18 protein-coding genes are annotated in these 22,637 nt (G+C 68.1%); 11 read left to right on the top strand and 7 right to left on the bottom strand.

All coding sequences use genetic code 11. The features are described from left to right. Window positions 1-70 precede the first annotated feature (70 nt). Window positions 71-1,408: an MATE family efflux transporter gene (locus tag ACFQVC_RS17320; protein ID WP_381831328.1), complete on the top strand. Its 1,338-nt coding sequence runs from the start codon at window positions 71-73 to the stop codon at window positions 1,406-1,408. Window positions 1,409-1,543: 135 nt separating this feature from the next. Here the strand turns inward: ACFQVC_RS17320 and rplI are convergent, their stop codons facing one another. The 4 genes from rplI to rpsF all read right to left on the bottom strand — a co-directional run bounded on the left by rplI (window position 1,544) and on the right by rpsF (window position 3,262). Then, a complete protein-coding gene (gene rplI / locus ACFQVC_RS17315) occupies window positions 1,544-1,990 on the bottom strand; it encodes a 50S ribosomal protein L9 (protein WP_381831327.1) in 447 nt (148 codons plus the stop codon). A gap of 18 nt (window positions 1,991-2,008) precedes the next feature. Continuing rightward, window positions 2,009-2,245: a 30S ribosomal protein S18 gene (gene rpsR / locus ACFQVC_RS17310; RefSeq protein WP_006381652.1), complete on the bottom strand. Its 237-nt coding sequence runs from the start codon at window positions 2,243-2,245 to the stop codon at window positions 2,009-2,011. A 57-nt stretch (window positions 2,246-2,302) separates the two neighbouring features. Then, the gene (locus tag ACFQVC_RS17305; protein WP_381831326.1) at window positions 2,303-2,899 is read right to left on the bottom strand and encodes a single-stranded DNA-binding protein; all 597 of its coding nucleotides are present in this window, start codon (window positions 2,897-2,899) and stop codon (window positions 2,303-2,305) included. Between the two features lie 72 nt (window positions 2,900-2,971). Continuing rightward, complete coding sequence (gene rpsF / locus ACFQVC_RS17300; protein ID WP_016644628.1) at window positions 2,972-3,262, bottom strand: 30S ribosomal protein S6; 291 nt, start codon at window positions 3,260-3,262, stop codon at window positions 2,972-2,974. A 267-nt stretch (window positions 3,263-3,529) separates the two neighbouring features. On the opposite strand from rpsF, the gene ACFQVC_RS17295 reads away from it, so the two are divergent. The 3 genes from ACFQVC_RS17295 to ACFQVC_RS17285 all read left to right on the top strand — a co-directional run bounded on the left by ACFQVC_RS17295 (window position 3,530) and on the right by ACFQVC_RS17285 (window position 6,265). After that, window positions 3,530-3,844, top strand: a complete 315-nt coding sequence (locus tag ACFQVC_RS17295) for a hypothetical protein (protein ID WP_381831325.1) — start codon at window positions 3,530-3,532, stop codon at window positions 3,842-3,844. A gap of 145 nt (window positions 3,845-3,989) precedes the next feature. Beyond that, window positions 3,990-5,108, top strand: coding sequence for a lipid II:glycine glycyltransferase FemX (locus tag ACFQVC_RS17290; RefSeq protein ID WP_381831324.1), 1,119 nt, complete (start codon window positions 3,990-3,992; stop codon window positions 5,106-5,108). Window positions 5,109-5,233: 125 nt separating this feature from the next. Then, window positions 5,234-6,265: an alanine racemase gene (locus ACFQVC_RS17285; RefSeq protein ID WP_381831323.1), complete on the top strand. Its 1,032-nt coding sequence runs from the start codon at window positions 5,234-5,236 to the stop codon at window positions 6,263-6,265. Window positions 6,266-6,348: 83 nt separating this feature from the next. Here the strand turns inward: ACFQVC_RS17285 and ACFQVC_RS17280 are convergent, their stop codons facing one another. Both ACFQVC_RS17280 and ACFQVC_RS17275 read right to left on the bottom strand, forming a co-directional pair. Continuing rightward, window positions 6,349-7,887, bottom strand: a complete 1,539-nt coding sequence (locus ACFQVC_RS17280; protein WP_381831322.1) for a glycosyltransferase family 87 protein — start codon at window positions 7,885-7,887, stop codon at window positions 6,349-6,351. A 196-nt stretch (window positions 7,888-8,083) separates the two neighbouring features. Next, window positions 8,084-10,540, bottom strand: coding sequence for a transglycosylase domain-containing protein (locus ACFQVC_RS17275; RefSeq protein ID WP_381831321.1), 2,457 nt, complete (start codon window positions 10,538-10,540; stop codon window positions 8,084-8,086). Here ACFQVC_RS17275 and ACFQVC_RS17270 point away from each other — a divergent pair. From ACFQVC_RS17270 to ACFQVC_RS17255, 4 genes are all read left to right on the top strand, one after another. Next, a complete protein-coding gene (locus ACFQVC_RS17270) occupies window positions 10,523-10,645 on the top strand; it encodes a hypothetical protein (protein WP_381831320.1) in 123 nt (40 codons plus the stop codon). The two genes, ACFQVC_RS17275 and ACFQVC_RS17270, sit on opposite strands and share 18 nt — an antisense overlap. Before the next feature lie 530 nt (window positions 10,646-11,175). Next, window positions 11,176-11,856, top strand: coding sequence for a PadR family transcriptional regulator (locus ACFQVC_RS17265; protein WP_381831319.1), 681 nt, complete (start codon window positions 11,176-11,178; stop codon window positions 11,854-11,856). Window positions 11,857-11,908: 52 nt separating this feature from the next. Then, window positions 11,909-12,991 (top strand): inositol-3-phosphate synthase, encoded by a 1,083-nt coding sequence (locus ACFQVC_RS17260; RefSeq protein ID WP_381831318.1) that lies wholly within the window; start codon window positions 11,909-11,911, stop codon window positions 12,989-12,991. 100 nt (window positions 12,992-13,091) lie between these two features. Beyond that, complete coding sequence (locus ACFQVC_RS17255; protein WP_381831317.1) at window positions 13,092-14,378, top strand: MFS transporter; 1,287 nt, start codon at window positions 13,092-13,094, stop codon at window positions 14,376-14,378. Window positions 14,379-14,474: 96 nt separating this feature from the next. Here ACFQVC_RS17255 and ACFQVC_RS17250 read toward each other — a convergent pair whose 3' ends face one another. Beyond that, a complete protein-coding gene (locus tag ACFQVC_RS17250) occupies window positions 14,475-15,917 on the bottom strand; it encodes a CCA tRNA nucleotidyltransferase (RefSeq protein WP_381831316.1) in 1,443 nt (480 codons plus the stop codon). Window positions 15,918-16,105: 188 nt separating this feature from the next. Between ACFQVC_RS17250 and ACFQVC_RS17245 the strand changes: the two genes are divergently transcribed. The 3 genes from ACFQVC_RS17245 (at window position 16,106) to ACFQVC_RS17235 (ending at window position 22,528) form a co-directional block, all read left to right on the top strand. Beyond that, window positions 16,106-18,448, top strand: coding sequence for a DUF6049 family protein (locus ACFQVC_RS17245; protein WP_381831315.1), 2,343 nt, complete (start codon window positions 16,106-16,108; stop codon window positions 18,446-18,448). 47 nt (window positions 18,449-18,495) lie between these two features. Then, window positions 18,496-20,676, top strand: a complete 2,181-nt coding sequence (gene murJ, locus ACFQVC_RS17240) for a murein biosynthesis integral membrane protein MurJ (protein WP_381831314.1) — start codon at window positions 18,496-18,498, stop codon at window positions 20,674-20,676. Window positions 20,677-20,806: 130 nt separating this feature from the next. Continuing rightward, entirely contained in the window at window positions 20,807-22,528 is a 1,722-nt protein-coding gene (locus ACFQVC_RS17235; protein WP_381831313.1) for a serine/threonine protein kinase, read from the top strand. Window positions 22,529-22,637 lie beyond the last annotated feature (109 nt).

Below are 22,637 nucleotides of genomic sequence, written 5' to 3'. Positions count from 1 at the left end.
CGAGTCGACAGATAAGTAAGGGTCTCTATGCCATTGCATCTCTTACCTGTGGAAGATTACATTGGTGCTCATGACACAGGCTCCTCCGACCGCCAAGGGCGTCCGAAGACAGCATGACCGAGAGATCATCGCGCTCGCCGTTCCCGCCTTCGGAGCCCTGGTCGCCGAACCGCTCTTCGTCATGGCCGACACCGCCATCGTGGGCCATCTCGGCACGGCCCAACTCGCCGGTCTCGGCGTCGCCTCCGCCCTTCTGATGACGGGCGTCAGCATCTTCGTCTTTCTCGCGTACGCCACCACCGCCGCCGTCGCCCGCAGGGTCGGCGCCGGCGATATGCAGTCCGCGATCCGTCAGGGCATGGACGGCATCTGGCTCGCCCTGCTGATCGGTGCGGCCGTCGTCGCCGTCATCCTCCCCACCGCACCCGCGATCGTCGACCTCTTCGGCGCCTCCCAGACAGCTGCTCCGCACGCGATCACGTATCTGCGTATCTCCGCCCTCGGCATCCCGGCCATGCTCGTCGTCCTCGCCGCCACCGGAGTGCTCCGCGGCCTGCAGGACACCAAGACTCCGCTGTACGTGGCAATCGCCGGTTTCGTGGCCAACGCCCTCCTCAATGTCGGCCTCGTCTACGGCGCCGGCCTCGGCATCGCAGGATCCGCCTGGGGCACGGTCATCGCCCAACTCGGGATGGCAGCCGCCTATCTTGTCGTCGTGGTGCGTGGGGCACGCCGGTACCACGCCTCGCTGCGCCCGGACGCCGCCGGAATCCGGGCCTGTGCCCAGGCCGGTGTGCCGTTGCTCGTCCGCACGCTCTCGCTGCGCGCCATCCTCATGATCGCGACCGCGGTCGCAGCCCGACTCGGTGACGCAGATATCGCCGCCCACCAGATCATCCTGACGCTATGGAGCCTGCTGGCCTTCGCCCTCGATGCCATCGCCATCGCCGGGCAAGCCATCATCGGACGCTATCTGGGCGCGGGCGACACTCAGGGAGCCCGTGACGCCTGCCGCCGCATGGTGCAGTGGGGCATCGCGTCCGGGATCGTGCTCGGCCTGCTTGTGATCGCGGCCCGGCCGGTCTTCCTGCCGCTGTTCACAAGTGACACCAGCGTGCACGATGCCGCGTTCGTCGCCCTGCTGGTCGTGGCCCTCTCGCAGCCGATCTCAGGCATCGTCTTCGTCCTGGACGGTGTGCTGATGGGAGCCGGTGACGGCCCGTATCTCGCGTGGGCCATGCTGGCGACGCTCGCCGTGTTCACCCCGGTCGCGCTTCTGGTGCCCTCCATGGGCGGTGGCCTGACCGCGCTCTGGGGTGCCATGACGCTGATGATGGCGGTCCGCATGCTGACGCTGTGGCTACGAGCGAAGTCTGGCCGGTGGATCGTCACCGGCGCGACACGCTGACCTCGGACAACTGCCGCCGGTTTCACACCGCAGCCGACATCTGTTTCACGTGCCTGTTTCACGTGAAACACGTGGGGCCCGCACCCCCAAGGGTGCGGGCCCCACGCTATGTCTCAGCTATGCCGAGTACCGCGATCAGGCGGCGATGACCTCGATGCTGACCTTGGCGGCCACCTCGGGGTGCAGACGCACGGACGTCTCGTGGGCGCCCAGCGTCTTGATCGGCGAGCCCAGCTCGATGCGGCGCTTGTCGACCTCGGGGCCACCGGAAGCCTTGATCGCCGAAGCGACGTCGGCCGGGGTGACGGAACCGAAGAGACGACCGGCGTCGCCGGAGCGGACGGCAAGGCGAACCTTGACGGCCTCGAGCTGGCCCTTGATCTGGTTGGCCTGCTCGATGGTCTGGATCTCGTGGATCTTGCGAGCGCGACGAATCTGCTCGACATCCTTCTCGCCACCCTTGGTCCAGCGGATAGCGAACTTCCGCGGGATCAGGTAGTTGCGAGCGTAGCCGTCCTTGACGTCTACGACGTCGCCGGCGGCGCCGAGGCCGGAGACCTCGTGGGTGAGGATGATCTTCATGCTTCTGTCACCCTTCCCTTATCGCGCGGTGGACGTGTAGGGCAGCAGCGCCATCTCACGGCTGTTCTTCACGGCCGTGGCGACGTCACGCTGGTGCTGCGTGCAGTTGCCGGTCACGCGGCGGGCACGGATCTTGCCGCGGTCGGAAATGAACTTCCGCAGCATGTTCGTGTCCTTGTAGTCCACGTACTGGACCTTGTCCTTGCAGAATGCGCAGACCTTCTTCTTCGGCTTGCGCACAGGCGGCTTTGCCATGGTGTTTCTCCTGTGTGATCAAGAAGTTTGGGTACGACCCGCCCTCGGCCCAGGGGCCTAGAAGGGGGGCTCGTCCGAGTAGCCGCCGCCGGAGCCGCCGGAGCTTCCGCCCCAGCCGCCACCGCCGCCGCCCTGCTGCTGGCCGCCGCCGGCCGGCGCGCCGGTCGCCCAGGGGTCGTCGGCGGGAGCACCGCCGCCACCCTGCTGCTGACCGCCACCGGAGCCACCGCCCCAGTTGCCGCCGCCCTGCTGGCCGCCACCGCCGCTGTAACCACCCTGGCCACCGCGACCGGTGGTCTTGGTGACCTTGGCCGTGGCGTTGCGAAGGCTGGCGCCGACCTCGTCGACGTCCAGCTCGTAGACCGTGCGCTTGATGCCCTCGCGGTCCTCGTAGGACCGCTGCTTCAGGCGGCCCTGCACGATGACGCGCATGCCTCGCTGAAGCGACTCCGCGACGTTCTCCGCCGCTTGACGCCAGACCGAGCAGGTCAGGAACAGGCTCTCGCCGTCCTTCCACTCATTGGTCTGACGGTCGAAGGTGCGGGGGGTGGACGCGACACGGAACTTCGCGACCGCCGCACCGGAGGGGGTGAAGCGCAGCTCGGGGTCATCGACAAGATTGCCGACGACCGTGATGACGGTCTCGCCTGCCATGGGGGTACCTCTCGGCGGGTTTGCTGCTGGCTGCTTGCTGCTACTCGAATCCCGAGAACTGAGCTAAAGAGCTCAGTGCATCTCGGGACGGAGGACCTTGGTCCGGAGGACCGACTCGTTCAGGTTCATCTGGCGGTCGAGCTCCTTGACGACCGCAGGCTCGGCCTGCAGGTCGATGACCGAGTAGATGCCCTCGGGCTTCTTCTTGATCTCGTACGAGAGACGACGACGGCCCCAGGTGTCGACCTTCTCGACCTTTCCGTTGCCCTCACGGACGACGGAGAGGAAGTTCTCGATCAGCGGGGAGACAGCGCGCTCCTCGAGATCGGGGTCGAGGATGACCATCACCTCGTAGTGACGCATGTGGAACCCACCTCCTTTGGACTCAGCGGCCACGGTCGTTCCGTGGCAGGAGGGTCGTGATGCGTACGCAACGGTATCGGCCACCACTGACAAGCGGGCCTCGCGGACGAGGAGCGTTGTTGTGGCCTGGGCAGACACCGGTGCAGACGGTACAGAGTACCCGCACGTCGGCTTCCGGTTGAAATCCGGCGGTCAGGAGCCGCACTCTGTACACATCGGGTGTCTATGGCGCTACGATGCGCCGCCTTCTCCGCCAGGAGGTGCCACATGGCACAGGCAATGCGACCCAACACCGCCACCTCCCTTTTCGCCACGGACGGCAAGCCCCATCCGCTCCAGGACACGCTTCTCGCCGTGACCCTGGTGCTCGGGGTCATCGCCTTCGTCTCGGCGATGTTCCACAACCTTCATCTGCTGAGTTCTTGGACGGGGCTCGTGGGAATCCTCACGGGCGCCTACGGCCAGTTCATCTCCGAGACGACCCGTGAGCGCTTCTGGCTGATCCTCGGCCTGGGCGCCTCGGCCGTGGGCTTCTTCCTCGGCATGGCACACGGCGGTCTCTTCGGCGGAGTGCTCGGCTGAGAGGCTCTTCCGGGCCCCGGACACGGGCCCGGCAAGGCTGACCTTCCATACGGCCAGTCGGGGCGCTCCCCGGGCGCAGTAGGCTTCGGCGCGTGAGCCGGAAGCCCCTGCCCCATGGGGACACACCAGCCGAGGAGCGCCCCGCATGAGCCTGACCCTGAGGACCATCAGCCGAGAGCAGCATCTGGCATATATCCAGAGCCTGCCCTCGGCGAGCCACTGCCAGGTCCCGGCGTGGGCTGATGTGAAGAACGAGTGGCGGTCCGAGAGCCTGGGCTGGTTCGACAAGAGCGGTGAGCTGGTCGGTGCCGGTCTGGTGCTCTACCGCCAGCTGCCCAAGATCAAGCGCTACCTCGCCTATCTCCCCGAGGGCCCGGTCATCAACTGGCACGCGCCCAATCTCGAGGACTGGCTGCACCCGATGCTGGCCCATCTGAAGCAGCAGGGCGCCTTCTCGGTGAAGATGGGCCCGCCGGTCGTCATCCGCCGCTGGAGCGCCCCGAGCATCAAGAAGGGCATCCAGGACCCGGATGTGAAGCGACTGCGCGACGTCGAGGCCGATGTCATCGAGCCGCGCGCCTTCGAGGTCTCCGACCGGCTGCGCAAGATGGGATGGCAGCAGGGCGAGGACGGGGGCGCCGGCTTCGGTGACGTACAGCCCCGCTATGTGTTCCAGGTGCCGCTGGCCAACCGCTCGCTCGACGATGTCCAGAAGAGCTTCAACCAGCTGTGGCGCCGCAACATCAAGAAGGCCGACAAGGCCGGTGTCGAGGTCGTCCAGGGCGGCTACGACGATCTGCCGGTCTGGCAGGAGCTCTACGAGGTCACCGCCGAGCGCGACCGGTTCCGCCCGCGGCCGCTCAGCTACTTCCAGCGCCAGTGGAAGGCCCTCAACTCCGAGGACCCCAACCGCATGCGGCTCTACATCGCCAAGCACGAGGGCGAGCCGCTCGCCGCGGCCACGATGCTGACCGTCGGCAACCACGTCTGGTACTCCTACGGCGCCTCCGTGAACCACAAGCGTGAGGTGCGCCCTTCCAACGCCATGCAGTGGCGGATGCTCCGCGACTCGTATGCGCTCGGTGCGAGCGTCTACGACCTGCGCGGCATCTCGGACACACTGGACGAGACCGACCACCTCTTCGGTCTGATCCAGTTCAAGGTCGGCACCGGCGGCGAGGCCGTCGAGTACATCGGCGAGTGGGACTTCCCGCTCAACAAGCTGCTGCACAAGGCGCTTGAGATCTATATGTCCAAGCGCTGACCGAGCTGACCGGGCCGGCCGGACCGACCAGGCCGACCGAGAAGACGCTGGGCAAGCAGACCGAGCACAATTACCTTCCATACCTCTGATACACCGCAGACACGAGAAAGGTTCCGGGACCGGCCATGGCGCTCACGCTCTACGTCGACACCGCGCGCTGGCGGGCACACCACAAGCAGGTGCTCGAACAGTTCCCGGGACTCGTGCCCGTCTGCAAGGGCAACGGCTACGGCTTCGGCCACGAACGGCTCGCCGACGAGGCGATCCGCTTCGGCTCCGACATGCTGGCCGTCGGCACGACCTACGAAGCAGCCCGGATCAAGGACTGGTTCAGCGGTGACCTGCTGGTACTCACCCCGTTCCGCCGGGGCGAGGAGCCGGTGCCGCTGCCCGACCGTGTCATCCGCTCCGTCTCCTCCGTGGAAGGCGTGCACGGCCTCGTCGGCGCGCGCGTCGTCATCGAGGTCATGAGCTCGATGAAGCGCCACGGCGTCAGCGAGCAGGACCTCGCGCACCTGCACGCCGCCATAGAGGACGTACGCCTCGAGGGCTTCGGCATCCACCTGCCGCTCGACCGCACCGACGGCTCGGACGCCGTCGAGGAGGTCATCGCCTGGATGGACCGGCTGCGCGCCGCCCGGCTGCCGCTCCACACCATGTTCGTGAGCCACCTCTCGGCACCTGAACTGGCCCGTCTGCAGCAGCAGTTCCCGCAGACCCGGTTCCGCGCGCGCATCGGTACGCGCCTCTGGCTGGGCGACCACGACGCGACCGAGTACCGGGGCTCCGTCCTGGACGTCACCCGCGTATCGAAGGGCGACCGCTTCGGCTACCGCCAGCAGAAGGCCGCATCGGACGGGTTCCTGGTCGTGGTGGCGGGCGGTACGTCGCACGGCGTGGGCCTGGAGGCCCCCAAGGCGCTGCACGGCGTCATGCCGCGCGCCAAGGGCGTGGCCCGCGCGGGGCTCGCCACCGTCAACCGGAACCTGGCACCCTTCGTCTGGGCCGGCAAGCAGCGCTGGTTCGCGGAGCCTCCGCACATGCAGGTGTCGATCCTGTTCGTGCCGTCGGACGCCCCGGAGCCGAAGGTCGGCGAGGAACTGGTCGCCCATCTGCGGCACACGACCACGCAGTTCGACCGCCTGGTCGACCACTGAGCCAAGCACTCATGCCGTAGGGCAAAGGGCCGGGCGCGAACTCCGCGCCCGGCCCTTCCCGTTGAGAGCCCTCATGAGTTCGCTCAGGGCGAAACATCACCGGTCGCAGCGGTCCGCTCCCGGCCCCAGACGACATGAGTCCCGGTCTCGCTCTGCGCCGCTGCGTGCCGGGAAGGATGTGCCGCCGTACCGCCCAGGACGAAAACATCACGCGCGCGGTCGAGTACACCCCCGGACGGGTCGTCGGAACCATCACGGCGCACCACGTCCCGTTCCGGCATCACGATGTCCCGGACCACCATGGCGCACAGATAGAGCGTGCCGAGGAGGTGGGCGAGGATCGCGAGCTGGTAGCCCTCCTGCGGCAGCCCCTGGTGCTTGTCGCCGCTCGTCGTATACGCGAGGTACAGCCAGATCCCCAGGAAGTACATGACCTCGCAGGCCTGCCAGATCAGGAAGTCCCGCCAGCGCGGCCGGGCCAGCGCCGCGAGCGGGATGAGCCACAGGACGTACTGCGGCGAATAGACCTTGTTGGTGAGGATGAACGCGGCGACGACCAGGAGGGCGAGCTGCGCGAAGCGCGGCCGGCGCGGAGCCGTCAGGGCGAGAGCCCCGATGGCGAGGCAGGCGAGCGCCATCAGCACGGTGGCCAGGGTGTTCACCGTGTCGGTGTCGAAGGGGCTGTCCATCCGCTGCTGGAGGATGAGCCAGATGGAGCCGAAGTCGGTGCCGCGCTCCTGGCTGAAGGTGTAGAACTTCTTCCAGCCTTCCGGGGCCATGAGCATCACCGGAAGGTTCACGACGAGCCACGAGACGGCCGTTCCCGCCGCCGCGGCCCCGAACTCCCGCCACTTCCCTGCGCGCCAGCACAGCACCAGGAGCGGCCCGAGCAGCAGCACCGGGTAGAGCTTCGCGGCGGTCGCGAGCCCGAGGAGTACACCGAAGGCCAGGGCCCGTCCGCGCGACCACATGAGCATCGCGGCGGCCGTGAGCGCGATGGCAAGCAGATCCCAGTTGATGGTGGCGGTGAGGGCGAACGCAGGCGCGAGAGCGACCAGCAGACCGTCCCAGGGCCGCCGCCGGTGCGTTCGCGTCACGCACACCGCGATGACGACGGCGCAGACCATCAGCATCCCGGAGTTCACCAGCCAGTAGATCTGCTCACGGTGCTGGATGGTGCCGTCACCGGGCACGAGCCAGGAGGCCACCTCCATGAACACCCCGGTCAGGACCGGGTATTCGAGGTACTCCATATCCCCGGAGAGCTTGTCGAAGTACGGCACGAGGCCGTCGGAGAAGCCACGTCCGGCGAAGAGATGCGGGATGTCCGAGTAGCAGGCATGCGTGTACTGGGAGGTGGCACCGAAGAACCACGCCCCGTTGTAGCAGGGCAGCTTCTGCACCATGCCGAGCGCGAACATTCCGATGGCGACCAGGGCGATGACCCGCACCGGAGTCCACCAGCCCGCTCCGAGCAGCGCCCGCCGGCCCAGTGGGCCGCCGATCAACTCACTGCCCGCCCTGGCGACCTCGTCCTGTCTGGTCGGCCCCACCGGAGTTACGGGCTCTGCGGCCCCCGTGTGCGGCGAGTGCTGCGCGCTCGGGCTCGTACTGCTCGTCATGGGCACATCCTGCCGTACCCGCCTGAGAACCCGCCGGACGCCTCTGGGAACGCGACGAGGGCCGCCGCACCATCGGTGCGGCGGCCCTCGTTTCACGTGAAACACGCGGCCGTCACGCGAGATCCGCGCTCAGCTCCGGCTCCGGACGGCCCTGCGGTCCGGACGGCCCTGTGATCCGGCCGACGCGGCGATCCGGCTAGCCCTGCGGTCCGCCGAGCCACCCTCCGCCGTTTCCGCCTGCGCCGTTTCCGTTGCCACCTGTCGGTGGCTCAGGAGTGGGTGAGGTTCCGCCGGTCGCGCCGCCGTCCTCCCCGCCGGTCATGCCGCCGTCGCCTGTCCCGCCATTGGACTGCTGGCACTCGACGTCGAACGGATCACAGGACGTGCCCGGACTCGGCTGTCCGGAAGGCGACCCCGAGGGGTCGGGTTCCGAGGTACTCGGCGACGGGCTGGTCTCCGGGTCCTCGGTGGGGGTCGGCGTGGGCGACGGGCTCGGGGCCTCGCCGACGATGTCACCGATCTCCTCGGCCTCGGGGAAGGGCTCATGGTCGACGTTCTTGAGCGCCTCCGACATGTAGTCCTTCCAGACCTGCGCCGGAATGTCACCACCGTGGATGGACGGCACACCACCGGTGCCGTTCATGGAGAGCAGCTCGCCTTCCTTCGGATCCGTCCGGAAGAGCGTGACGGCCGTGGACAGCTCGCGGGTGTAGCCGACGAACCAGGCCGACTTGTTCTTGTCGGTGGTACCCGTCTTGCCGGCGACGGGGAAGCCGATGTCGGCGACCTTCTTGCCGGTGCCGTTCTTGACGACGTTCTGCAGGACGTCCGTCACGTTGTTCGCGACGTTCTCGTCCAGTGCCGACTCCCGCTTGGGCTTCTCGAAGCCGGGAAGCTCCTCCGCCTCGTTCCCCTTGCCCTTGAGGACCTTGGTGACGGAGTACGGCTCGTAGTGCGCGCCTTCGGCGGCGAACGTCCCGTAGGAGTCGGCCATCCGGATCGCGCTCGGCGTCGACGTACCGAGCGAGAAGGACGCGTTGTCCAAGTTCCCCTTGTCGAAGCTCTCCGGCAGGATCCCCGTGTTCTCGGCGATCTCCCGGGTCTTGGGCAGTCCCACATCGATGCCGAGCTGCACGAACGGGGTGTTGATGGACTGCTCCATCGCCTTGCGGAGCGTGACGTCGCCCCACATCCGCTCGCTCTCGTTCTTCTGCCGGAACGGCTGGCCCTTGGCGTCCTTGATCGGGGTGCCGTTCTGGTCGTTGATCACGAGCCGGTCGTTGCCGTTGTAGAGACTCATCGGAGAGATGGGCTCACCGTCGTTTTCGACGGTGCCCTCCTGCATGGCGGCCGCGAGCACATACGGCTTCCAGGTCGACCCGACCGGTACGCCACGGGTGTTGGCATTATTGGTGTAGTGGCCCTTGTCGAAGCCCTCACCGCCGTACAGAGCGACGATGGCCCCGCTCTTCGGATCCACCGATGCCCCGCCGAACTGGACGTGGTCATCCGTCTTGGGCCGCGCCTCGGGGTCGAGGAAGACCTTGCGGGTCTTCTTGACGGCCTTCTCCATCTCCTGGACCTTCTTCTTGTCGAAGGTCGTGTAGATCTTGTAGCCGCCCTTCTCCAGCTCCTCGGCCGAGATGTCGAGCTTGTTCGCCACGTAGTCCTTGGCGGTGTCCACGAGGTAGCCGGTCTGGCCCGACAGGGACGACTTCTGCTTCTGGAGTTCGGGGAACTTGCCGACGTCGCTCCGCTCGGACCGGGACAGCTTCTTGGTCTCGACCATGCGGTCCAGAATCCAGTTCCACCGCAACTTGGCGCGCTCCGTATTGGCCTTCGCGGTCGCGTTGGCGCCCACACCACCGTCGGGGTTGTACAGGTTCGGGCCCTTGAGCACCGACGCCAGGAAGACGCTCTGCTCCAGGCTCAGATCCTCTGAATCCTCACCGAAGTAGGCCTGAGCGGCCGCCTGGATGCCATACGCGTTGCGGCCGTAGTACGCGGTGTTCAGATATCCCGCGAGTACGTCGTCCTTGTCCATCTCCGCGCCGACCTTTATGGAGATGAAGAGTTCGCGCGCCTTGCGCGTGAGCGTCTGGCTCTGGTCCAGGAACGTGTTCTTCACATACTGCTGGGTGATCGTCGAGCCGCCCTGGGTCTCACCGCCCTTGGCCATGTTGACCACGGCACGGGCGATACCCATCGGGTCGACACCACTGTCCTCGTAGAAGGTGGCGTTCTCGGCGGCGACGACCGCCTTCTGCATATCCTTCGGGATCTTGTCGAGTCCGACGACCTGACGGTTCTTGCTGCCACCCGTGGCAGCCATCTGGGACCCGTCGGACCAGTAGAAGACGTTGGTCTCCGCGTCGGCGGCCTTCTGCGGGTCGGGGATGCCGACCATGGTGTACGCGATACCCGCCGTGGCGACGAGCAGACCGCAGAGGGCGATACACGTCCCCATGACCTGCTTCCAGGACGGCACGAGCTTGCGCCAGCCGTCCTTGTCGGAACGCGGATAGTCGATGAACCGCTTCTTGCGCGGCGGCTCGTATCCACGGCCACGGCCGCGGCCGCCCGGACCTCCGGGACCACCCGGGCCGGAGCCGCCACCACCACGGCGGCCACCGCCGTGGCCACCGCTCCCCATGCCGGCGCCATCGGCTGCGCGCCGACGGCCACCACCGCCGGAGCCGCCGCGCTGCGCGGCACGACGGGCCGCGGCACGGCCGCCGTAGGGCTGCTCCTCACCTGAACCGGACGAGCCGTATGACCCGTACGAACCAGAGGGTGATCCGGTGACACTCCGCGGTGCGGCGCGCCGGCCGGGGGAGGACCCGGTGACGCCTCGCCTGGCCGCGGCACGTCCGCCGCCCTGCGACTGCGGCGGTTTGCGACGGTGCTCGCTCATCGAACGACTACTCCTCGGGCAGGCGCAGAAAGTCGCGCCTGGAAGCGGCAGGTGTTTTCCGGTCCCCCCGAAGTACGGCTGCGTCCGTCCCTGGACTCACCCGCACTACCCCCAGGACGACGACGCCATCTGGCGTCACGTGGTTCCCGGTGGTCTGCATGCCGCACACACTACGCACCGTCAAAACCCACCTAGGGCTGAAGTTCACCCCAAATCAGGCAAGTTGCTTCCTACGAATCGGTGATGTGACGCCGTTCACCGTGCCCCCTCTTGTCGCGGCCGGAGGGCCGTTCTATCGTCGTGATGTATCGAGTCGATACATCAGCTCGACATAAAGACCGTTGGGATCAGCGGACGCACCAGGGAGGCGAACGATGAGCAGGCGCTCCGGCATCCTCGAGTTCGCTGTCCTCGGGCTGCTCCGCGAGTCTCCGATGCACGGCTATGAGCTGCGTAAACGACTCAATACATCGCTGGGGGTGTTCCGCGCCTTCAGCTACGGGTCCCTTTATCCCTGCCTCAAGACGCTGGTCGCCAACGGCTGGCTGATCGAGGAATCGGGCGGCACAGCAGAGGATCCCCTCGCTGCGCCACTCGCCGGCCGCCGCGCCAAGATCGTCTACAGGTTGACGGCGGAAGGTAAGGAGCACTTCGAGGAGCTCCTCTCGCAGACCGGCCCGGACGCCTACGAGGACGAGCACTTCGCCGCCCGCTTCGCCTTCTTCGGACAGACGTCGCGGGATGTACGCATGCGAGTGCTCGAAGGCCGCCGGAGCCGGCTTGAGGAGCGCCTCGAGAAAATGCGCGCCTCCCTGGCCAGGACCCGGGAACGGCTCGACGATTACACCCTCGAGCTGCAGCGCCACGGCATGGAGTCCGTGGAGCGCGAAGTGCGCTGGCTGAACGAGCTCATCGAGAGCGAGCGAGCAGGACGGGACCAGCAGCGTTCCGCCCCCGACAGCCCCACTCAACAGAACACATCTGGAAAGACGGACGGCCTGCCCCGGAACCGGGACACCACCCGGCCGGATCCGTCCGACGACACCGCCACATGAGGCCCCGCGGCCACCGCGGGGCCTCATCGAGAACACACAGGGAGCAACCGGAATGGGTTCGGTTCGCGTAGCCATCGTCGGCGTAGGCAACTGCGCCGCCTCGCTGGTGCAGGGCGTCGAGTACTACAAGGACGCCGACCCGGCGTCCAAGGTCCCCGGCCTGATGCACGTCCAGTTCGGCGACTACCACGTACGCGACATCGAGTTCGTGGCCGCCTACGACGTCGACGCCAAGAAGGTCGGCCTCGACCTCGCGGATGCCATCGGTGCCAGCGAGAACAACACCATCAAGATCTGCGACGTGCCCTCCACGGGCGTGCAGGTCCAGCGCGGCCACACCCTCGACGGCCTGGGCAAGTACTACCGCCAGACCATCGAGGAGTCCGACGAGGCCCCGGTCGACATCGTCCAGGACCTCAAGGACAAGCAGGTCGACGTTCTCGTCTGCTACCTGCCCGTCGGTTCCGAGGACGCGGCGAAGTACTACGCCCAGTGCGCCATCGACGCCAAGGTCGCCTTCGTCAACGCCCTCCCGGTCTTTATCGCCGGCACCAAGGAGTGGGCCGACAAGTTCACCGAGGCCGGTGTCCCGATCGTCGGTGACGACATCAAGTCGCAGGTCGGCGCCACCATCACGCACCGCGTCATGGCGAAGCTCTTCGAGGACCGGGGCGTCATCCTGGACCGCACGATGCAGCTGAACGTCGGCGGCAACATGGACTTCAAGAACATGCTCGAGCGTGACCGCCTCGAGTCCAAGAAGATCTCGAAGACCCAGGCCGTCACCTCGCAGATCCGCGACCGCGAGCTGGGCGAGGACAACGTCCACATCGGCCCGTCCGACTACGTCGCCTGGCTCGACGACCGCAAGTGGGCCTATGTCCGCCTCGAGGGCCGCGCCTTCGGTGACGTCCCGCTGAACCTGGAGTACAAGCTCGAGGTCTGGGACTCCCCGAACTCCGCCGGTGTCATCATCGACGCCGTGCGCGCCGCGAAGATCGCCAAGGACCGCGGCATCGGCGGCCCGGTGCTCTCCGCGTCCTCGTACTTCATGAAGTCGCCGCCGGTGCAGTACTTCGATGACGAGGCCCACGAGAACGTCGAGAAGTTCATCAAGGGCGAGGTCGAGCGCTGACCGCTCCTCTCTTACGCATCCCCCGTGTGCGTACGTCGAGTGATCACAGGCCCCCGGAATATCCTTCCGGGGGCCTGCGCGCTGTGTGAGGCTGTGCCGTATGCCCGTCGTAGGTGATCTGCGCGTACTCCTGCGCCTGCGGGATTTCCGGCGACTGCTCGCCGTGCGCCTGCTGTCCCAGTCGGCCGACGGGGTCTACCAGGTCGCGCTCGCCACCTACGTCGTCTTCTCCCCGGAGAAACAGACATCGGCCGCGGCCATCGCCTCCGCCATGGCGGTGCTCCTCCTGCCGTACTCCTTGGTCGGCCCTTTCGCGGGAGTGCTCCTCGACCGCTGGCCCCGGAGGCAGGTCTTCCTCTACGGCAATCTCCTGCGGGCCGTCCTCGCCTGCGCCACGGCCCTGCTGATCCTCGGCAGTACACCGGACTGGCTCTTCTACGCATCGGCGCTGTGCGTCACGGCCGTCAACCGTTTCGTCCTGGCCGGACTCTCGGCCGCCCTGCCGCGCGTGGTCGACGCCGACCGCCTGGTGCTGGCCAACTCCCTCTCCCCGACGGCCGGCACACTGGCCGCTACCGCCGGCGGCGGACTCGCCTTCGCCGTCCGCCTGGTGGGCCCCGACTCCGACGCCGTCGTCGTCCTGCTCGGTGCCGTCCTCTATCTCTGCTCCGCCCTGGCCGCACTGCGCATCCCGCGTACCCTGCTCGGCCCCGGCCCGGGGCAGGTCAAGCAACATCTGCGCACCGCCCTCTCCTCCACCGCCAAGGGCCTGGCCGCAGGCGTCAGGCACCTGGCTGAGCCCGAACGCCGCAGCGCGGCAAGGGCACTTGGCGCCATGATGCTGATGCGGTTCTGCTACGGCGCCCTGCTGGTGATGGTGCTGATGCTGTGTCGGTACGCCTGGTCCGACCGTGAAGCGGATGGGCTGGCGCTGCTCGGGCTCGCCCTGGCTGCCTCGGGGGCCGGGTTCTTCGCCGCGGCAGTTCTCACGCCCGTGACCGCCGGGCGGTTCGGCCCACTGGGATGGATCACTGTGTGCGCGGGCGCCGCCGCAATCCTGGAACCGGCCCTCGGCCTGTCCTTCGCCCCTGTCCCGATACTGATCGCTTCTTTCGTCCTGGGACTCATCACCCAGGGCGCGAAGATCGCCACGGACACCGTGGTGCAGTCCTCGGTGGACGACGCTTTCCGCGGCCGGATCTTCTCGGTCTACGACGTGCTGTTCAACGTCGCCTTCGTCGGAGCGGCCGGAGTCGCCGCGCTCGTGCTGCCACCCGATGGCCGCTCGACCCCGCTGGTGCTTGCCGTAGCTGTCCTCTACGCGGCGATCGCGGCGGGTACGGCCCGGCCCGACAACACCGTGAGTCCCGGCAACGCGAAGAAGTGAGGCGGTGTTTCACGTGAAACACCGCCCCGTGAAACGAGTAGAAGCGTGCCGTGTTTCACGTGAAACACGGCACGCCTCAGACCCGCTCCAGATGCCTCAGCTCTGCGAGGCCCACCACTCCTTGAGTGCGGCCACCGCCGCGTCCCGCTCCATCGGCCCGTTCTCCAGGCGCAGCTCCAGCAGGAACTTGTACGCCTGCCCGATCACCGGGCCCGGACCGACGTCCAGTACCTGCATGATCTCGTTGCCGTCGAGGTCGGGACGGATGGAATCGAGCTCCTCCTGCTCCTGCAGCCGGGCGATCCGCTCCTCCAGGCCGTCGTAGGCCCGTGAGAGCGCCGTCGCCTTCCTCTTATTACGGGTCGTGCAGTCGGAGCGCGTGAGCTGGTGCAGCCGTGTCAGGAGCGGGCCCGCGTCGCGGACGTAGCGCCGTACCGCCGAATCGGTCCACTCGCCGGTTCCATAGCCGTGGAAGCGCAAATGCAGCTCGACAAGGCGCGAGACATCCTTCACCAGCTCGTTGGAGTACTTGAGCGCCGTCATACGCTTCTTCGTCATCTTGGCGCCGACCACCTCGTGATGGTGGAAGGAGACCCGGCCGTCGTTCTCGAACCGCCGCGTCCTCGGCTTGCCGATGTCATGCAGCAGCGCCGCGAGCCGCAGCGTGAGGTCGGGACCGTCCTTCTCCAGGGCCATGGCCTGGTCGAGAACGGTCAGCGAGTGCTCGTAGACATCCTTGTGCCGGTGGTGCTCATCACTCTCCAGGCGCAGCGCGGGCAGCTCGGGCAGCACATGGTCGGCGAGACCGGTGTCGACGAGGAGCGTGAGGCCCTTGCGCGGGTACGCGGACAGCAGCAGCTTGTTCAGCTCGTCCCGGACCCGCTCGGCCGAGACGATGTCGATGCGCTCCGCCATCGCCTTCATCGCGGCGATCACATCGGGCGCCACCTCGAAGTCGAGCTGCGCGGCGAATCGGGCGGCGCGCATCATGCGCAGCGGGTCGTCCGAGAAGGACTCCTCCGGCGTGCTGGGCGTGCGCAGCACCCGGGCGGCGAGATCCTCGAGACCGCCGTGCGGGTCGATGAACTCCTTCTCCGGCAGCGCCACGGCCATCGCGTTGACCGTGAAGTCCCGGCGTACGAGGTCCTGCTCGATGGAGTCGCCGTAGGACACCTCAGGCTTGCGCGAGGTGCGGTCATACGCTTCGGACCGATATGTCGTGACCTCGATCAGATAGCCCTGCTTCTGACAGCCCACCGTGCCGAAGGCGATCCCGACCTCCCACACCGAGTCCGCCCAGGGCCGGACGATCTTCAGTACGTCCTCGGGGCGGGCGTCGGTCGTGAAGTCCAGGTCATTGCCGAGGCGGCCGAGCAACGCATCCCTGACGGAGCCCCCGACCAGGGCCAGTGAGAACCCGGCCTCCCGGAAACGGCGGGCGAGGTCGTCGGCGACGGGGGACACACGCAGCAGTTCGCTCACCGCGCGGCGCTGCACCTGGCTCAGGGCGCTGGGGTTGTCTTCATTGGCGTTCGGCACAACAGAAAAGGGTACGTGCCCCGGACCGGCGCAGCCTCCCTGTTTCCCCGTACCCCCCGGGCCCGCCCTGACCTGCGTTCCGATCATGTGGAGCAAGCCGCGGCACTTAGCCACAGCGGGCCTCGTTACCATGCGGGGACGCAAATGCGGACGACCACCACAGACGACGACGAGGGACGGGCGAGCGCGTGGCCGAGGCGGCAGACTTCCAGGGGATGACTCCCTCACCTGCCCGCCGGTGGCTCCGGCGAGCCGCGACCCTGCTGGCAGGGGCGCCCCTGCTCGCCGGCGCGCTGCAGCTGCCGGCCGCCACCCCCGCGGACGCCACACCCGGCGGTGCCGGCCCGGTCGACGTCGCCCTGGATTCGCTCAGCCCCGGCGTACCGACCGACGGCGACACGCTCACCGTCTCCGGCAAGGTGACCAACAGCGGGAACCAGGCCGTCACCGACGCCCGTGTAGCCCTTCGCGTGGGCCCCGTCATGAACGGGCGCACCGCGATCGACAGCGTGGCCAAGCGCGCCGACTCCACCCAGGGCGTCGAAGGCACGGAAATCGGCGGCAAGTACCTCAAGAAGTTCGACAAGCTCAGCCCCGGGGTTCCCCAGGACTTCAAGCTCTCCATCCCCGTCAAGGAGCTGGATCTCGGTTCCGAAGGCGTCTACCAGCTGGGGGTCTCCCTCACCGGGCGGACCGCGGCTCAGCAGTACGACCAGGTCCTCGGCATGGAGCGGACGTTCCTCCCCTGGCAGCCCGAGGCGCCCGCGGAGAAGACGAAGTTCACCTACCTGTGGCCGCTCATCTCCACCTCGCACCTCACCGCGGAGACCGGTTCCGACGACCAGCAGACGCCGGTTTTCTCGGACGACCGGCTGGCCGAGGAGATCGCCCCCGGCGGGCGGCTCGAGCAGCTGCTCTCGCGCGGCAAGGACCTGCCCGTCACCTGGGTCGTCGACCCCGATCTGCTGGCCTCGGTCGACGCGATGGCCACAAAGAGCTACCGCGTCCAGAACCCCGAAGGCGGCAGTCCGGTCCCGGGCAGGAACCAGGCGGTCGCCAAGCAGTGGCTCAATGACCTGCAGAAGGCGGTCGAGGACAAGAAGGTCGTCACCCTGCCCTTCGCGGACCCCGACCTGGCCTCCCTGGCGCACCAGGGGAAGAGCGTGGCGGGCTCTCTCAGCCATCTGAAGCCCGCGACCGATGTGGCCAAGAAGGCCGTGAAGTCGATCCTGCACGTCGAACCGACCACGGACTTCGCCTGGCCTGTGGACGGCGCCGTGGACCCGTCCGTGGTCGATGTGGCCACATCCGCCGGGGCCCACTCGGTGATCGCCCGCAGTGACAGCCTGCGGGAGACCGCAGGGCTTGCGTACACCCCGACCGCGACCCGGCCCATCGGCGGCGGCACGACGGCCGTGGTGGCCGACGCGCGTCTCTCCACGGCGTTCCAGGGCGATATGACGCTGGCCGAGAACTCCACGCTCGCCGTGCAGCAGTTCCTGGCCCAGAGCCAGATGATCAATCTGCAGGACCCGGAGAAGCAGCGCAGCATCGTCGTGGCCCCGCAGCGGATGCCCACGGCCAGTCAGGCCCAGGCGATGGCCACGGCGGTAAAGGCGCTCGACGCGGACCGCTGGTCAGAGTCCCAGGATCTGGTCGCGGCCGCCAAGGCGAAGCCCGACCCGGGCGCCACGACTCAAGTGCCCGGCACGGCGTCCTACCCGTCAGCCCTACGCAAGCAGGAGCTGCCGAAGTCGGCCTTCGAGGCCATTCGCACCACCAACGACACCCTGGACAGCTTCAAGGTGATCCTCAGCGAGCCGGAGCGGGTGGTCACCCCCTTCGGCCGCGCGATCGACCGCGCGATGTCCACGTCCTGGCGGGGGCGCGCGCAGGAGGGCGAGAAGTACCGCAGCGATGTGCAGCGGTATCTCAGGAGCCTCACCGACCAGGTGAAGCTGATCAAGAAGTCCGAGGCCAAGCTCTCGGGGCGCAGCGCGACCATCCCGATCACCGTGCAGAACAACCTGGTGCAGGGCGTCGAGAATCTGACTCTGCGCCTCACCTCGGACAAGCCGACCCGCCTGAAGATCGGGGACGGCCCGTACGACGAGCAGCCGATCAAGGTCTCCGGCGGCCACAGCCAGACGGTCAAGTTCGACACCACCGCGAACGCCAACGGCCCGGTACCCGTGCGTGCACAGCTCTTCACCGCGGACGGGACCCCGTACGGCGACCCGATCCCCTTCGACGTGAATGTCACCGAGGTGACCCCGACCGTGATGCTCGTCATCGCGGGCGGCGTCCTGCTCCTCGTCCTCGCCGGGTTCCGGATGTACACGCAACGCAAGGCCGCGGCCCGCCGCGCGGAGGCCGAAGGCGCCGACGAAGGCACCGACGAGGACGGCCCGGAGGGCGAGTCGGGCACTGGTTCCGGGGAAACCGACCCCGGGCAGCCGAGTGACCCGACGCCGGACACCGCCCCGGAAAGCACGGACCCGTCCGGCACGGGTGAGAGAGTGGACCGTTGAGCGATGACGTGGCCGCTGGGCCGTGGGACCGATGAGGTGGGGTAAGCATGAATGCGCCGTACGACGGTGACCGCGGCCAGGGCGCGGGCGGCGGCGATCACGCGGGCGGGCAGGTCCCCCCGCAGCAACCCGCCCCGGACATGTACGTCCAGGACGCCTACGACCAGGACCCGTACCGCGCGCAGGACCTCGCCGCCCAGGACCCGGTGACCGAGGCCCTCTACGACCGCGCGGCGCACCCTCCGCCGCCCCCGGGCACCTACGCGGACCCGCAGTCTCTGTACGCACAGCCGCCCACGCCTCCGACCGCCCCCGACCCCCACGTATGGGCACAGACCCCGGCGCCTGAGCCCGACGGCCCCTCCCGTCACCTTCCTTATGGCGACGACGTCCGTACGACGCAGTTCGTGGGCGTGGACGACCTGGTCACCCGGGCCGGCGAGGAACGTCACGAGCCCGACGCGTTCGCCCACCTCTTCCGTGACCAGCAGCCCGGCGGCGCCCGGCCGCCCGTCGAGCCGCCCTCCGTCCCGTCACCGGCGGCCCCGGCCGCGGCTGAGCCGGCCCCCGCGCCCGCACCGCCGAAGAAGCCCGGCGGGCGCGCTTCCAGCCTCATGAAGTCCAGCGCGGTGATGGCCGCGGGCTCCTTCGTGTCCCGTATCACCGGCTTCATCCGCACCCTGGTGATGGCCGCGGCCATCGGCGTCGGCACCCTCAACGACACGTACCAGGTCGCGAACGTCCTGCCGACCATGATCTACATCCTGGTCGCGGGCGGCGCCATGAACGCCGTCTTCATCCCCCAGCTCGTGCGGTCCATGAAGAACGACGAGGACGGCGGCGAGGCGTACGCCAACCGCCTGCTCACCGTCGTCATCACGCTGCTCGGCGCGGTCACGGTGATCTGTGTCCTCGCGGCTCCGCTCTTCGTCCGCGTCATGTCGCCGGAGCTCGCCTCCAAGCCGGAGACGTTCGAGCTCACGGTCACCTTCGCCCGCTACTGCATCCCGACCCTGTTCTTCATGGGCCTGCACGTGGTGCTCGGGCAGATCCTCAACGCCCGCGGCCGGTTCGGCGCGATGATGTGGACCCCGGTCCTCAACAACGTCGTCATCATCGCCACCTTCGGCGCGTTCATCTGGGCCTTCGGCAGCTCCGACGCGTCCGGCGTGAACACCGGCAACATCACGTCAGAAGGCGTCCAGCTGCTCGGCATCGGCACCCTGCTCGGCCTCGTCGTGCAGGCGCTCGCGATGATGCCGTATCTGCGTGAGGCCGGCTTCAGGCCGCGGCTGCGCTTCGACTGGAAGGGGCAGGGCCTCGGCAAGACCGCGGCGCTCGCCAAGTGGACGCTGTTCTTCGTCCTCGCCAACCAGCTCGGCATGGTCGTCGTCACCCAGCTCGCCACCTCGGCCGGCGCCACCGCCTTCGACCAGGGGCATTCCGGCACCGGCATCACCGCGTACAACTACGCGCTGCTTCTGTGGCAGATGCCGCAGGCCATCATCACCGTCTCCGTGATGACCGCGGTCCTGCCCCGGATCTCCCGCGCCGCCAACGACGGGGACACCGCGGCGGTCCGTGACGACATCTCGTACGGACTGCGTACCTCCGCCGTGGCGATCGTGCCGTGCGCCTTCGCCTTCCTCGCCCTGGGCGTCCCGATCGCCACGCTGCTGTACTCCGGCACCAACGGCGCGCAGAACATCGGTTACGTCCTGATGGCCTTCGGCCTCGGCCTCATCCCGTACTCCGTGCAGTACGTCGTGCTGCGTGGTTTCTACGCCTACGAGGACACCCGCACGCCCTTCTACAACACGGTCATCGTGGCCGCCGTCAACGCACTGGCCTCGCTGGTCTGCTACCTCGTCCTGCCCGCTCGCTGGGCGGTCGTCGGCATGGCCGCCTCGTACGGCCTGGCCTACGCGGTCGGTGTGGGTGTGGCCTGGCGCCGGCTGGGCAAGCGCCTCGGAGGCGACTTGGACGGCTCCCATGTCGTGCGGACGTACGCCCGTCTCATCGGCGCCTCCGTTCCGGCGGCGCTCGTCGGCGGTGCGGTCGGGTTCGCACTCCTCAAGGTCATCGGCGAGGGCGTCCTGGGTTCACTGACCGCCCTGGTGGTCGGCGGGATCGTGCTGCTCGGCGTCTTCTTCATCGCCGCCCGGCGGATGCGGATCCAGGAGCTGAACTCGCTGGTAGGCATGGTGCGTGGTCGTCTCGGCCGCTGACCCCGACGAGCCAGTCGGCGGTTGTGCACAACCATCACCGGCCGTCGCGTGTCGTGGATAGCGGCAGACTGTGGGCACAATTGGCTTTGGCGTCGGACAGAGCGCATCGGATGGGGAGGCAGGAACGACGGTGGCGGAACGGAGCACAGCTGCCGTCGACGTGGCAGCAGGAGGCGACAGCGAGTCGCTGACCGCCAAGGCGGACCAGGCCACGGCCGACGGGGCGGCCCAGAGCCGGGAAACGGCAGCAGCCGAGGGCGATCAGCCCTCGGCAGGCGGTACGGAGGCCGGCAAGCCACAGGCCACGCCGCCCGAACTGCACAGCGGTCACAAGCTCGCCAGACGCTATCGGCTCGAGGAGTGCGTCACCCGTCTGGACGGTTTCAGCAGTTGGCGTGCCGTCGACGAGAAGCTGCGCCGCGCGGTGGGTGTTCATCTGCTGCCCGCCGACCATCCGCGGGCCCGTGCCGTGCTGTCGGCGGCCCGTTCCTCAGCACTCCTCGGTGACCCGCGCTTCGTGCAGGTCCTGGACGCCGTCGAGGAGAACGACCTCGTCTACGTGGTCCATGAGTGGCTGCCCGACGCCACCGAGATGACCTCGGTGCTCGCCGTCGGCCCGCTGGAGGCCCATGACGCGTACCAGCTGGTCAGCCAGGTCTCCCAGGCCATGGCGGCCGCACACCGTGAGGGACTCGCGCATCTGCGTCTCACCCCGAGCGCCGTGCTGCGGACCTCGTCGGGGCAGTACCGCATCCGCGGCCTCGCGGTGAACGCGGCGCTGCGCGGCATCAGCTCCGAGACCCCCCAGCGCACCGACACCGAGGCGATCGGCGCACTCCTGTACGCCTCGCTGACCCAGCGCTGGCCGTACGAGGAGGACGCGTACGGCCTGACCGGGCTGCCCAAGGACGTCGGCCTCATCGCACCCGACCAGGTGCGGGCGGGCGTCCACCGCGGCCTGTCCGAGCTCGCGATGCGCGCGCTGGTCAACGACGGCGCCACGGCGTCCCGCCAGGAGCCGCCGTGCACCACCCCCGAGGAGCTGTCCCGGGCCGTCGGGGAGATGCCCCGTATCCGGCCCCCTGAGCCCGCGTTCACGGCTCCGCCGGAGTATCAGCGCACCACTTATCAGCAGGGGACATACGGCCGTCCCTCGGCCGTGGCACCGGGCGCACAGCCGCTGGCCGCGGCCCCGCCCGCCCCGCTGCAGAGCCGTACGGGCAAGGCGCTGAAGTGGGCCGTATCGGCTCTGCTCATCGCCGCGCTCGGCCTGGGCAGCTGGCAGCTCGCTGACGCCCTCATGGAGCGGGACAACGCCGGCGAGCCCGGCAGCTCGCAGACGGACGAGGGCAACGGCAAGCAGAACGACCCGGGCAAGCCCCTCAAGATCAGTGATGCCTACGAGTTCGCCCCGAGCGGCAGCGGGATAAAGCAGGAGGACGTGCCGCACGCCGTGGACGGCAAGGCCGGCACCTCCTGGATCACACCGCAGTACAAGGGTTACGCCAACTTCGGCAACCTTCCGAACCGCAAGGACGGCAGCGGCATAATCGTCGACCTCGGAAGCGTCCAGGACGTATCCGGTCTGGATATCGCCATGTACCGCGGCGGCCAGAAAGCCGAAGTGCTCGCCGCGGGCGAAAATGCGTCGCAGCCGTCGGCCCTCAGCGATTTCCCGAACCGCCTCACCAAGCTGGCCCAGACCGGCGAAGAGCTCAAGAAGACCCTCGACAAGCCGGTACGGACCCGGTACGTGCTGGTTCACATCACGTCGCTGCCCACCGACGGGTCGGCGGACCTCTTCCGGGGCGGCATCTCCGAGATCAAGGTCCTGGGAACCTCTCGCTCCTAGTCCCGCCCAGTTCCTCCTGGTTCCGAAAACCCTCACCTCAATTGAAGAGCAGCCGGAATTTCACCGGCAATTCAAAGAAACGCCCAGAAATCATCGATCGCTGGGCGTT

Origin of the sequence: Streptomyces monticola (assembly GCF_042665355.1) — a bacterium.
GTDB lineage: Bacteria > Actinomycetota > Actinomycetes > Streptomycetales > Streptomycetaceae > Streptomyces > Streptomyces monticola.
The sequence above is the reverse complement of the archived record's forward strand: the minus strand, read 5'-3'. Positions and strand labels throughout refer to the sequence as shown.